We start from the raw sequence: 12,578 nt of genomic DNA, 5'->3' as shown, positions 1-12,578 counted from the left end.
CGTTTGCCTCCTTCGTCTCGCCTGACCGCTTTGCAGAGCTACATCCACGGGTGGTGGGCAGGACGGCGAGGATCGTCAGTCCACATCGGACACTGCGATCCACTCCGGCGGGTCTTATGAGCACCCAAACAGGGTGCTGTTCGATATTTCGAACAGCGTTCGGTATATCGATAGGACGCGACGGTAGAGGACCCTGCGCGAAGGTGTCAATGATGTCGATGGATCGATGTCGGCATCGTGCGCCCGACGGTCGGCTCAGCGCGGTGCGCGGTACCCCAGCCGGGTCGACAACGCGGCAGCACCCGAGCGGACCAGCTCCGTCCACTCCGCGTGCGCCGTGGGCGTCCAGCGGATGATCGGCGCGGAGACGCTCATCGCCGCGACCGTCACGCCGGCGTGGTCGCGGACCGGCGCTCCGACGCAGCGGACCGCACTGTCGGACTCGCCGTCGTCGACCGCCACGTCCTCGGCGCGGATGCGATCGAGTTCAGCGCGCAACCGCTCCGGGTCGGTGATGCTGTCCGGCGTCATGGCAGGCAGGTCGCCGGGCGGCAGGAGCGCGTCGAGGTCGATCGGGTCGAGGCCCGCGAGCAGCATCTTGCCGACGGCCGTGCAGTGCGCGGGCAGCCGCCGGCCGACCGCAGAGACCATCCGGACGGGGTGCGTGCTGTCGACCTTCACCAGGTAGATCACGTCAGCACCGTTGAGCACGGCGACGTGCACGGCCTCGTCACAGGCGGCAGCGACCTCCTGCGCCACGTCCTGCGCCTCGCGGACCAGGTCCAGCTGGCCGGCGAACGCGGCGCCAAGCTGAAACAGTGGCATGCCGAGCCGAAACTGGACCGGCTGGCCGGGCACGGAGATCAGGTACGAACGGGCGACCAGCGTGACGAGCAACTCATGGACGGTGGTCCGAGGCAGGCCCAGCTGCTCGGTGATCTCGCGCGCCGACAGCCGGGGCTGGTCCAGAAAGAGTTCAAGGATGTCGAGGGCGCGGACAACCGCAGGTACCACGCGGGGCATGTGGATCCTTTCGAAATACCGAACCGTATTCGAGATTTCGACAGGATAGCGCTGGTGCCCGACAAACGCTCTCCTCGGTGAAGCGCGAGCAGCACCGCTGCGCCGGACGGCGTGATTTCCGCAACGATTCCCGTCAGGGTGTCCCCGACGCTCACGGTCGCCATGAACGCGGCAAGGGACTGGTCGTCTTTCCGTTGCACACATAATCGGCGTACATCTCTGTGAACGCTCCCAGTTCCGTGCGTTTATCGCACGGCCCTTGACAGCTATGACCTAGCAAAACAACACTGGGATCGGTAACGGTGATCCTGCCGCTAGGTCACCACACCTGCACTCCGGCCGCACCGGCCCGGCAGCCGGTGGCGGCCAGGCCTCTCTCAGCCCCGTCCCAAACCACATCGCTGCGCGACATCGACACACCCCGTCGGTCGGCGTGGCATCCCGAGCGGCCACCGCCAGCGGCCGCAACACCCATCGCACCGTCGACGGGGCGCCCACCGGCAGTGCGCGCCCCGTCGACCGCGACACACCCCAAGGGAGATCGCGATGAAAGCACGGAAGCGACTCATCAGCGCCGGGATCGCCGCCCTCCTGGCGGTACCGGCCCTCGTCCTCGCCGCATCCCCGCCGGCCCAGGCGGCGAACAGCCTGTCCATGCTGGGTGGGGATGTGTCGAGCCTGCAGCGCAGCAACGACCTCGGCGTCAAGTACTACGACGCCAACGGCTCCCAGAAGAACGCGCTCGACATCCTCAAGGGCGCCGGCATGAACTATGTACGGCTGCGGGTGTGGAACAACCCGGCCTCCGGCTACAACAACCCGACCAAGGTCTTCTCCTACGCCAAGGAGGTGAAGTCCCGCGGAATGAAGCTCATGATCGACCTGCACTACTCCGACACCTGGGCCGACCCGGGCAACCAGTGGAAGCCGGCCGCGTGGTCCAGCCACGGCATCCAGCAGTTGCAGAAGGACGTCTACGACTACACCTACTGGATCTGCAACACACTGAAGGCCCAGGGGACGACGCCGGACAGCATCCAGATCGGCAACGAGATCAACGTCGGCATGCTGTGGAACGACGGCTACGTCTCCAACAGCAACTTCTACAACCTCGGCCTGCTGCTGAAGTCCGGCTACAACGCAGTGAAGGCCTGCAACTCCGGCACCCAGGTGATCATCCACACCGCCAACTCCGACAGCGTCGCGCATCTGACGTGGTTCTACGACGGCATTTCGAACCAGGGCGTGAAGTGGGACATCACGGGCCTGTCCTACTACTGCTTCTGGCACGGCAGCCTGAGCCAGCTGTACTCGGCCGTGTCGACCGCCCGGTCCCGGTACACCAGGCCGGTGGCAGTGGTCGAGACCGCCTATCCGTTCACGACGGCGAACGCGGACTCGCAGAGCAACAGCAACGCCAGCGGCACCTGTGAGGGCTTCGATGCCAGCTGGAGCAGCCAGGCGACGCTGTTCCAGTACATCCAGAACACCACCCGCAATGCCGGCGGCATCGGCGTCTTCTACTGGGAGCCCACCTGGACCGCCGTGCAGGGCAACGGCTGGGACCCGTACAACATGAACGGCACCGGGGACGGCTGGGACAACATGGCCGTGTTCAACTGGGCCGGTCGCGTCAACCCGGGCATCCGCTGGTACGCGTGATCGAGGAACGCCGCTGATACGGGGCCGGGCCGGGTAACGCTGTGGCCCGGCCCCCTTGTTGCCGCGGTCACTGGGAAAGCGCTCAGTAGCTCCCAACAAATCAACGCACGCTTTCAGCCGGCCCAAAGGCTCAACATAAGCGCTCACGAGCTTTCAGAATGCCGCCGGAGTTCATGCTCGATGGGCCTTTGAATGCCCGCTTCACCTCTGGCGGAGGTCCGTTTCATCATGCATGATGGCCCGAGTTCCGCCACGTTCCCACGAGTTCCCCCGCGTTCGCCCAAACGCAAGGGGTTCACTCCGCCACACCCCATTAGTCGCCGTGGTGCTCGTCCCCGTCGTAGCAGGCCCGACCACATCAGATGGTTCGCGGCGCCCGACTGCGGCGATCACGTCCCCCGGGTCGTGATCGGTCATCAAACGTCGCTGGACTGCGCCCTGTGCTCCCGAAGGACAAGCAGATGAATGCTCGATCAAAACGCTGGATGATGGCCGTCGGCGCCACGTTCGCCGTCGCCGCCGGCGGTGGCGCGACGGCGGTCGCGTCAGCCTCGGCACAGTCGGCCGCGGCAAGCGGCACGGCGCAGATTCCGCCCGTCGAAAGCAACATCGCCGGAAAGTCGTGGGTCAAGTACTCGGCCAGCTCCGGGGAGAAATCGGCGTCCCTCGCGGCGGACGACGACGAGGCGACGGCGTGGAAGGCCACCGGACCGCGGGAGCAGTGGCTGCGCCTGGATCTGGGCGGCGCCTACGACAACCTGCGCAAGGTGCGGGTGGTGTTCCCGACCGCAACGGCGACGTACCGCTATGTCGTCGAGGCCTCGGCCAACGGCGCCGCGTGGACGACGATCGCGGACCGCTCGCGCAACGCGGCGGCGGGACCCGGTGAGGACCAGTTCGTCAAACCCGGGATCCGCTTCGTGCGGGTGCGGATCTCTGGCGCGTCCCCGGGCGCGGCGATCGGCGTCGCCGAGCTCAAGGTGTACAACTACCTTCGCCCGGATCTGGTCGTCGGCGCCGACATCTCCTACGCCGACCAGGACACCAACCAGGACCACCTCACCTACTACGTCGACGACCCGGCCACCGCGACGGACGTGCTCACGTCCGCGCGCAATGCCGGCATGCGCTACGTGCGGCTGCGCGTGTTCAACACCCCGCGCGACGAGCGGACGGGCAGCTACCTCAACCCGGCGTACCAGGGACCGGACCGCACGCTGGAGGTCGCCAGGAAGGTCAAGAGCCTGGGCATGGGGCTCGGCATCGACCTGCACTACTCCGACTCGTGGGCCGACCCGAGCAAGCAGGCCAAGCCGTCCGCCTGGGCGTCGCTGCCCTTCGACCAGCTTGTCACGGCCGTGCACGACTACACCCGTGACTACGTCGAGCGGCTCGTGGCCCAGGGGACCGTGCCCGACAAGGTCGCCGTCGGCAACGAGCTGATCAAGGGCTTCCTGTGGGGGTCCGAGCGCCCAGCTCCGTGGTTCACCGACGCCGCCGACTGGTGCTACGACTGCTACTTCAACCACGACCCCGCGTACACCGCCAAGCCCGGCGGCGGCATCGCCTGGGACGACTGGAAGGCCACCGACCCCGCGCGGCGGGCCGCCTACGAGGCCTCATGGGACCGGTTCACCACCCTCCAGGCCGCCGGCATCCGGGCCGTGCACGAGGTCGCCGCCGCGCACCGCGTGCAGATCGGCGTCGAGACGCACACCATCATCGACAACGGCCAGTTCGAGCGGACCCAGGAGTTCTGGAACCAGTTCCTGCGCCGCCTCAAGGCCAAGGGCCAGGACATCGACGTCATGGGCTTCTCGTACTACTCCGAGTGGCACGGCACCCCGGACGTCTTCGAATCCGAGCTGCAGAAGCTCGCCGCGCAGCACCCCGGCTACAAGATCGACGTCGCGGAGACCGCACACCCGTCCGCCTTCTCCGACCCGATCCCCAACTCGCCGTACCCCGTCTCCATCCAGGGCCAGCAGGACGCCCTGCTCCGGGTCTTCCAGATGGTCAACGATCTGCCGGACAACCGCGGCCTCGGCGCACTCGTCTGGGAGCCCGCGCACTTCCAGTCGATGGGCAACTGGACAACGTCGGCCTGGCCGGTGATCCAGTGGAACTCCTCGATCAAGGCCTACGGCGTCGTCCCACCGCCGGCGCCGACACCGGTCAAGCTGAAGGCAGGCGACGGCAGCCTGACGGTCACGTTCCGACCGTCCCTAGCCGGTGATCCCGCGCAGCTGGCCTACCAGGTGAGCGTGGACGGCGGCGCCACCTGGCGGACGCCGACGATCTCAAGCCAGAGCGACGGCACGGTCTCGGCGAACCTGCAGAGCCTGCGCGACGGTGTGCGGTACACAGTGTCGGTCCGGGCGGTAAGCGCGCTGGGCGGCCCCGGCGCCGCCGCCTCCGCCGGCACGGTGGTCCTCAACGCGCCACCGCCGGGCCCGAAGCACCGCTAGCCCGACACCCAGACCGGGCGCTCACACGAAGCACAGGCAGGCGCGGCGATCGATCGAATCGGCGCCGCGCCGGTCCCGAGACCGGTCGACGCGTACCAGCCGCGACGGCCGGTCCCGGTTCCACCCCGACCGGATGCGGGATCGGAGGATCTGATGGGCACCGAAACGCAGTGGATCGCCGTGCCGTTCATCGGTGAGGGTGCCGGGACGTCGCCGATGACCTGGGCGCAACTGGACGTCTGGAACACGATGGCTCGCAGCGGCATGAACATGAACATCAGCGCCGGTGACCCACGTCGTGATGTCGTACTGCCACTTGGCCGTCGACGGCCTCGGCATCGACGCCATCGTCCGTGACATGGCCAACCTCGACGCCGCAACCGGGGAGGCCGTCGCCCGGGTCGGCGGGATCACCCCGTTCGAGCTGGCCGGGCAGCAGGCGAGCGCCGCAGGCCGGCGCGCGGGTGACAAGTCGCTACGGCACTGGGAACGGGTGCTGCGCGCGCTCCCGCCCCGCCGGCTCGGCACGTCCGACGACCCGTGTACACCCCGATACCGCGAGCTCGCCCTTCGCTCTCCCGCTCTGCGCCGTGCGCTGCCCCGGATCGCCGCCCGCACGGGCATCGGCACCGGCTACATCCTGCTCGCCGCCTACGCGATGGCCCTGCATCGGCTCACCGGTCGCAACCCCAGCGTCGCCCAGTTGGTCGTCAGCAACCGCTTCCGGCCCGGCTGTGCCGACTCCGTCAGCCACCTGGCCCAGCTGAGCGTGTGCGCCGTCGTGGTGACCGTGGCCGCCGACACCCATCGCCTCTCGCCGACGCAGATCGAGGCCCTCGCCCGGGAGATCGAGCGCATCCCGCTGCGGTCCGCCGCGGCGGCCGGCTGACCCGGTCCACTCCCCCGCGGCTACCCACGGAAGCTCACCGAGGGGTCACCGCCACCCGATGAGCTGAGTGTCGCAGCCACTGCTCAGTGCGCCGGGCCGCGACCAGTATGAGGCGGTCATCGCCTCGACCGATCGGGACATCGACGCGAACCTCCGATTCCTCACCGCTCAGGCGGACTCGCGGACGACGAGCTCGGTCGGGACGATGACCGCCGCCGGGCTGTACCCGTCGATGAGGCCGAGCAGGAGACGGACCATCTCGGCACTGATACGGGTGTAGGGCTGGCGGATGGTGGTCAGCGGCGGCTGGGTGGCGGTCGCCACCTGGCTGTCGTCGAATCCGCCGACGGCGATGTCGTCGGGGACGCGCTTGCCGGCGCGTTGCAGCGCGTTGAGGGCGCCCGCGGCCATGAGGTCGGACGCGACGAAGACGGCGTCGAGATCGGGCGCCTGCTCGAGCAGACGCTGCATGGCCTGTTCGCCGCCTGCGCGGGTGTAATCGCCGTGGGTGATGAGGGCCGGATCGCCGTCGGCGCCGACAGCCTCGCGGTAGCCGGCGAGACGTTCGATGCCGCCGGGGGTGTCGAGCGGACCGCTGATGGTGGCGATCCTGCGGCGGCCGATCGAACGCAGGTAGCTGACCATCTGGTGGGCGCCGTCGCGATCGTCAGCGGCCACGTACGCGGCCTGCCGCTCGTAGCCGAGGGGTTTGCCGCAGGCGACGACGGGCAGCCCACGGCCGAGCAGCTCCGGGATCAGCGGGCTGCCACTGTGGGTCGACACGAGCAGCGCCCCGTCGACATGACCGCCCGCAAGATACCGGCCGAGGCGTTTGCGGTCCTCGACGCTGCTGGCCAGCGTCAACAGCAGCGTGATGTCGTGCTGGGCGAGGGCCTGCGTGCAGCCGTGCAGCAGGACGTTGAAGTTCGGGTCCTCGAACAGGCGGTCCTGCGGCTCGGAGAGGACGAACGCCACCGACCCGGAGCGTTGCGTGACCAGGCTGCGAGCGTGCTGATTGACCACGTACCCCGTCTTGCGCATGGCCCGTTCGACGGCTTCGTGGGAGGCCGGGCTGACGTCGCGACCGCCGTTGAGCACGCGGGACACGGTGCCCCGGGACACCCCGGCCGCCGCCGCCACATCGTTGATCGTGGGGCGGCGGGCGGGGTGACGCCGAGGTTCACGTGCTTTTGTCATGCCTGCAGATCATCCCTTGACCGCGCCGGACAGCAGGTCGACGCGCCAGTACCGCTGCAAGGTCAGGAACAGCACGACAAGCGGCAGAATCGACAACAGCGCCCCAGTGATAACGAGCGTGTAGAGCACCGGGGTCGTGTTGCCCTGGTTGAGCAGAGTGTACAGGCCGACCGTCACCGGGAACTTGCGGTCGGAGGTGAGCATGATGAAGGGCAGCAGGAAGTTGTTCCAAATCGCCACGAACTGGAACAAGAACACGGTGACGAGGCCGGGAACCATCGCCGGGGTGGCGATACTGGTGACGATGCGCACCTCGCCGGCCCCGTCGGTGCGGGCCGCCTCGATGAGGGAGTCCGGGATCGCGGCGGCGGCGTAGATACGGGCGAGGTAGATGCCGTACGGGCTGAGGATGCTCGGCAGCAGCACCGACCAGTACGTGTCGGTGAGCTGGAACTTCGCCAGCAGCAGGTACTGCGGGATGGCCAGCACGACCGTCGGCACGAGCACGCCCGCCAGCAGCACGTTGAAAACCGCCGAACGCCCCGGGAAGCGGTACTTGGCCAGGGTGTAGCCGGTGAGGCCGGAGACCACCGTCGACAGCACCGCACCGACGCCGGCGTACAGCGCGGTGTTGAGGATCCACTGCCAGTACACACCGCCCTGGTACTCGGACAGGTCGACGACGTTGTCGACGAGCGCGGTGCCCGGGGCGAGCGTGAAGCTGGAGAACAACTGCCCGTTGGTCTTCGACGCGGCGGTGATGACCCAGAGGATCGGCAGGAGGCAGTAGGCGGCGCCCAGCAGGAGCACGACCGTCGGCAGTTTCGCCGCGCGTCGTGGCGCCGGCGGTCGATTCGCCGGCGCCTGGTGCGCGAGGCGCGAACCGTAGATCGTCGACGTGCTCATCGTTCCTGCCCGAAGGCCCGACGCTGGACCAGCTGCAGGAAGCCGAACGAGAAGACGAGCGTCACCACGGCGATGACGATGGAGGCCGCGGCCGCCGTATGGATGTCGTCCTTCGCGAAGGCGTCCTGGTAGATCTTCATCAGCGGGGTCCAGTTCGACGAGAGGGCATTGGTCAGCGGCCGCAGCGTGGTCGGCTCGCTGAACACCTGCAATGTGGCGATCAGCGAGAAGACGAAGGTCATGATGAGCGCGGGCGTCAGCAACGGGATCTTGATCCGCCACGCGATCTGCCACTCGGTGGCACCATCGATCCGAGCCGACTCGTAGAGCTCGCTCGGCACCGTCCGCAGCGCCGTGTACAGCACGATCATGTTGAACCCGGTGCCGCCCCAGACGGCGATGTTGGCAACGGAGAAGTAGATGCTCGTCGGGTTCAACAGGTCCAGCGGCTGCTGGCCCAGTTCCTTCAGCAGCCACTGTCCCGGCCCGACCGACGGCAGGTACATGAACCCCCACATGAGGCTCGCGATCACCGCCGGCACGGCGTACGGCATGAAGATCGAGATCCGGGAGAAGGCGCGGGCCCGGGCCCGCGGGACGTCGAGCAGCAGCGCGAAGAGCAGCGCGAGCCCGACCATGGTGGGCACGAGCACCAGGCCGTAGAGCAGGACCCGCACGCAGCTCTGCCAGAACTCGCCGTCGTTGATGACGGCCTGATAGTTGGCAAATCCGGCGAAGGACTCCGCCCGGGCCCGGGCACCGAGCCCGAGCCCGGAGACCTGCACCCGGCGCAGCGACAGGTAAACGGTGTAGCCGATCGGCGCGACCATGAACAGGGCGAACAGGCCGATCGCCGGGGTGAGGAAGGCGTACGGCACCCGGCTGGGCACTGTACGCGCGGAGCGGCGTGTCATTCGGAGACCTTGAACCCGTTCTTCTTCAGGTCGTCGACGGTGGCCTTCTGCATCTGGTCGACCGCCGCGGGGAACGGGGTCTTCGCCGTGATGGCCTTGGCGAAGGTGTCCTTGTAGGTGGCGTAGGTGACGTTCACGTTCGGGCCCCAGGTGACGCCCGCCGCCGAGTTGGCGATCTGCTGGGCGAGCTTGTAGAAATCGGGCTGGTTGCTGAAGAACGCCGGCGCCTTCGACAGCTCCCCGCCGGACTGTGCGGCGGTCGCGGCCGGGTAGATGCCGCCCTCCTTGATCAGGCCGGCGACCGCGGTCGGGTCGGTGTTGAGCCAGATGGCGAACTTGGTGGCCTGCGCAATGTTCTTGGACTTCGCCGCGACGGCCGTCGAGGAGCCGCCCCAGCTGCCGGTCTTGTGCTCGCCGGCGGTCCACTGCGGCATCTCCGCGATCTTCCACTTGCCGGCGGTGTCGGGGGCGTTGCCGGACAGCACGCCGGGGCCCCAGACGGCGCTGGGCCAGGCGATCAGGGTGCCGTCGTTGAGGGCCTTGTTCCACTCGGGGGTGTACATCGGCTTGTTGTCGATCGCGCCGGAGGCGACCAGGCCGCCCCAGTACTCGGCGAGTTTCTTGGTCGCGGCGTCGTTGACCTGCACGGACCAGGTCTCGCCGCTGACGCCGAACCACTTGGCGCCGGCCTGCTGGGCGAGTCCGGCGAACCAGCCCGGGTCGCCGGCGGAGAAGGTGGTCAGGTAGCGCTTCGGGTCCTTCTGCCGGACCTGCTTGGCGACCTCACCGAACTCGTCCCAGGTGGTCGGCACCTTGAGGCTGAGCTGCTCGAAAACGTCCGCGCGGTAGTACAGCATCATCGGACCCGAGTCCTGCGGGATCGCGTAGACCGCGTCGGTGCCGAGCGTGATCGTGCTCCACACGCCGGGGGCGAACTTGCCCTTCGCGTCGGCGGAGTACTTGCTGAGGTCAGCCGCGGCGCCGTTGCTGACCAGCGTGGGAAGCGCCTGATACTCGGCCTGGAAGAGATCCGGCGGGTTGCCGGCCTTGTTGGCCGTGAGGACCTTCGTGACCTCCTCGTCACCTTGCGCCTGCTTGCTGACGGTGACGTGGATGTCGGGATTGGCGGCGTTCCACTGGGCCACGACCTTGTCGATGCCGGGCACCCACGACCAGAAGGTCAGCTCGACCTTGCCGGTGGCCGTGTTCTGGGGCGTGCCGTCGTCGCTGGATCCGCAGGCGCTGGTCAGCAGCAGCGCACTCGCGGTTGCGACCGCGAACAACGTACGGAGTTTCGGGGTCATCTTGGTCTCCAACGTGCGTAGGTCACCGCGGCGACGAGGGCGAGCGGGAGAAACGAAACGGCCGTGTGACTACGGCGCTCCGGCACCCTCCGACAGACGTCCATCGCTGCGGCGATCGGGGTGAACGACCGGGAGCGCTCACAGTTTTGGCCGTCCTAGACGTGCTGTCAATACATTGCGCGGAGGTTAATTCACGCGTGATGCCTGCGCTATGCTGCCGCTATCGAACCGGGAGCGTTCACAGCCAGGAGTCGCAAGATGGACCAGCTTCAACCGTCGCCGTGGTTTCCCCGCGGTCTCGATGCCATCGCCTACGGCGGCGACTACGCCCCGGAGCAGTGGCCTGAGGAGGTCTGGGCCGAGGACGTCCGGCTGATGCGGCAAGCCGGTGTCAACCTGGTCAGCGTCGGCATCTTCAGCTGGGCGATGCTCGAGCCCACCGAGGGGCAGTACACCTTCGAGTGGCTCGACAGAGTTCTGGAGCTCCTACATGCCAACGGGATCCGCGCGGACCTCGCCACGCCGACCGCGGCTCCGCCGCCGTGGCTGACCTACCGCTACCCCGACGCGCGGCTCATCGACCGCGAAGGCCACGTCCTCGGACAGGGCGGCCGGCAGAGCTTCTGTCCCAGCTCGGCTGAGTACGCGCGGGCCGCCGCCACGATCACCGAGCAGCTGGGCCGCCGCTACGGCGAGCATCCGGCGGTCGCGCTGTGGCACGTCCACAACGAGTACGCGGGCGTGAACCCGCACTGCTACTGCCCAGGCTGCGCCGAGGCGTTCCGCGGCTGGCTGCAGGACCGCCACGGCGACCTGCCGACGCTCAACGCCGCATGGGGCACGACGTTCTGGAGCCAGCGCTACAGCGACTGGGCCGAGATCGAGCCGCCACACGCAGCGCCGACACCGGTGAACCCGGCGCAGCAGCTGGACTTCTTCCGGTTCTGCTCCGACGTCCATCTGGAGAACTTCCGGCGGGAGCGCGACATCCTGCGCGGCCTGTCGCCCGAGGTACCGGTCACCACCAACTTCATGATCGCCAACTGCAAGTGGGTCGACTACTGGAAGTGGGCCGGCGAGGTCGACGTCGTCGCCAATGACCACTACCTGCAGGCCGAACGCGACGATCCGCACATCGAACTGGCCATGTGCGCGGACCTGACGCGCAGCCTCGCCGGCGGAGCGCCGTGGATGCTGATGGAGCACTCCACGAGCGCCGTGAACTGGCAGCCCCGCAACATCGCCAAGCGGCGCGGCGAGCTGGCCCGCAACAGCCTGGCCCACCTGGCCCGCGGCGCCGACGCGGTGCTGTTCTTCCAGTGGCGGGCCTCGCGGTTCGGGGCGGAGAAGTTCCACTCGGCGATGCTGCCGCACGGCGGGACCAGCACCCGGATCTGGCGCGAGGTCACCGAGCTCGGCGGACGCCTCGCCGGGCTGGACCGGCTGCGCGGCACCCGGGTCAAGGCCGACGTGGCGATCGTGTGGGACTGGGAGTCGTGGTGGGCGCTCGAGTTGGAATGGCGCCCATCCGTGGACCTGGCATACCGCGAGCGGATCGAGGCGTACTACACGGCGCTGTGGAAGGCCCACCTCACCGTCGACTTCGTCCACCCAGAGGCGGCCCTGAGCAGGTACCCGCTGGTCGTCGTACCATCGCTGTACCTGACGACGGCCGCGGCGGCGAAGAACCTCGACGCATACGTCACCGGCGGGGGAACGCTGCTCGTGTCGTACTTCTCCGGCATCGTCGACGCGAACGACACCGTGCACGGGGATGCGCATCCGGGGGCGCTCCGCGACCTGCTCGGCGTGACCGTCGAGGAGTTCCTGCCGCTGCGACAGGGCCGGCACATCGAGCTCTCGGACGGCACGGCCGCCGATGTGTGGGCCGAGGACCTCGTCGTCGACACCGCGGAGGTCGTGCTGACCTACACGGACGGACCGGCGGCCGGAGGTCCGGCCGTCACCCGCAAAGCGCACGGTGGCGGCACGGCCTGGTACGTCTCGACCCGCCCGGACGCGGCCGGCCTCGAGCGACTGCTGGCCCGGATCCTGCCTCAGGCAGGGCTCCCGGTCCGCCACGACGTGCCCGAAACGGTCGAGGTCGTGCGGCGCCCGCCGTTCGTCATCGCGATCAACCATGGCGAGCACGCCGCTGAAGTCGGCGGCCGCGTTGTCGAGGCCGGTGCGGTAACGGTGATCGAGGAGGCCTGAC

The 12,578-nt window shown here is 68.3% G+C and carries 9 protein-coding genes; 4 read left to right on the top strand and 5 right to left on the bottom strand.

Going from position 1 to position 12,578, the window contains the following annotated elements; translation table 11 throughout:
* Positions 1–255: 255 nt before the first annotated feature.
* A complete protein-coding gene (locus AB0J72_RS25995; protein ID WP_363402908.1) occupies positions 256–1,023 on the bottom strand; it encodes an IclR family transcriptional regulator in 768 nt (255 codons plus the stop codon).
* 546 nt (positions 1,024–1,569) lie between these two features.
* Here AB0J72_RS25995 and AB0J72_RS25990 point away from each other — a divergent pair.
* From AB0J72_RS25990 to AB0J72_RS25980, 3 genes are all read left to right on the top strand, one after another.
* Entirely contained in the window at positions 1,570–2,685 is a 1,116-nt protein-coding gene (locus tag AB0J72_RS25990; RefSeq protein WP_363402906.1) for a glycosyl hydrolase 53 family protein, read from the top strand.
* A 461-nt stretch (positions 2,686–3,146) separates the two neighbouring features.
* Complete coding sequence (locus AB0J72_RS25985; RefSeq protein ID WP_363402904.1) at positions 3,147–5,153, top strand: glycosyl hydrolase 53 family protein; 2,007 nt, start codon at positions 3,147–3,149, stop codon at positions 5,151–5,153.
* Positions 5,154–5,439: 286 nt separating this feature from the next.
* Entirely contained in the window at positions 5,440–6,042 is a 603-nt protein-coding gene (locus AB0J72_RS25980) for a condensation domain-containing protein (protein WP_363402902.1), read from the top strand.
* Between the two features lie 168 nt (positions 6,043–6,210).
* Here the strand turns inward: AB0J72_RS25980 and AB0J72_RS25975 are convergent, their stop codons facing one another.
* The 4 genes from AB0J72_RS25975 to AB0J72_RS25960 are packed head-to-tail and all read right to left on the bottom strand — an operon-like array spanning position 6,211 to position 10,363.
* Positions 6,211–7,239, bottom strand: coding sequence for a LacI family DNA-binding transcriptional regulator (locus AB0J72_RS25975; protein ID WP_363402900.1), 1,029 nt, complete (start codon positions 7,237–7,239; stop codon positions 6,211–6,213).
* 9 nt (positions 7,240–7,248) lie between these two features.
* Positions 7,249–8,145: a carbohydrate ABC transporter permease gene (locus tag AB0J72_RS25970; RefSeq protein ID WP_363402898.1), complete on the bottom strand. Its 897-nt coding sequence runs from the start codon at positions 8,143–8,145 to the stop codon at positions 7,249–7,251.
* Positions 8,142–9,059, bottom strand: coding sequence for a sugar ABC transporter permease (locus AB0J72_RS25965; RefSeq protein ID WP_363402896.1), 918 nt, complete (start codon positions 9,057–9,059; stop codon positions 8,142–8,144). Before AB0J72_RS25965 ends, AB0J72_RS25970 begins: the two co-directional genes overlap by 4 nt.
* Positions 9,056–10,363 carry an extracellular solute-binding protein gene (locus tag AB0J72_RS25960; protein WP_363402894.1) on the bottom strand — a complete coding sequence of 436 codons (1,308 nt, stop codon included), beginning with the start codon at positions 10,361–10,363 and terminating at the stop codon, positions 9,056–9,058. The genes AB0J72_RS25965 and AB0J72_RS25960 overlap by 4 nt, the downstream gene beginning before the upstream one ends.
* A gap of 258 nt (positions 10,364–10,621) precedes the next feature.
* Between AB0J72_RS25960 and AB0J72_RS25955 the strand changes: the two genes are divergently transcribed.
* A complete protein-coding gene (locus tag AB0J72_RS25955; RefSeq protein ID WP_363402892.1) occupies positions 10,622–12,577 on the top strand; it encodes a beta-galactosidase in 1,956 nt (651 codons plus the stop codon).
* Position 12,578 lies beyond the last annotated feature (1 nt).

The sequence above is a fragment of the Dactylosporangium sp. NPDC049742 genome, from assembly GCF_040674675.1.
In the GTDB taxonomy this organism is placed as follows: Bacteria; Actinomycetota; Actinomycetes; order Mycobacteriales; family Micromonosporaceae; genus Dactylosporangium; species Dactylosporangium maewongense.
Note: the sequence above shows the minus strand (reverse complement) of the source record. Positions and strands in the feature narration are given on the sequence as shown.

Coding starts and splice junctions, on each gene's coding strand:
- AB0J72_RS25995 (WP_363402908.1), bottom strand. CDS start 1,023: ATGCCCCGCGTGGTACCTGCGGTTGTCCGCGCCCTCGACATCCTTGAA.
- AB0J72_RS25990 (WP_363402906.1), top strand. CDS start 1,570: ATGAAAGCACGGAAGCGACTCATCAGCGCCGGGATCGCCGCCCTCCTG.
- AB0J72_RS25985 (WP_363402904.1), top strand. CDS start 3,147: ATGAATGCTCGATCAAAACGCTGGATGATGGCCGTCGGCGCCACGTTC.
- AB0J72_RS25975 (WP_363402900.1), bottom strand. CDS start 7,239: ATGACAAAAGCACGTGAACCTCGGCGTCACCCCGCCCGCCGCCCCACG.
- AB0J72_RS25970 (WP_363402898.1), bottom strand. CDS start 8,145: ATGAGCACGTCGACGATCTACGGTTCGCGCCTCGCGCACCAGGCGCCG.
- AB0J72_RS25965 (WP_363402896.1), bottom strand. CDS start 9,059: ATGACACGCCGCTCCGCGCGTACAGTGCCCAGCCGGGTGCCGTACGCC.
- AB0J72_RS25960 (WP_363402894.1), bottom strand. CDS start 10,363: ATGACCCCGAAACTCCGTACGTTGTTCGCGGTCGCAACCGCGAGTGCG.
- AB0J72_RS25955 (WP_363402892.1), top strand. CDS start 10,622: ATGGACCAGCTTCAACCGTCGCCGTGGTTTCCCCGCGGTCTCGATGCC.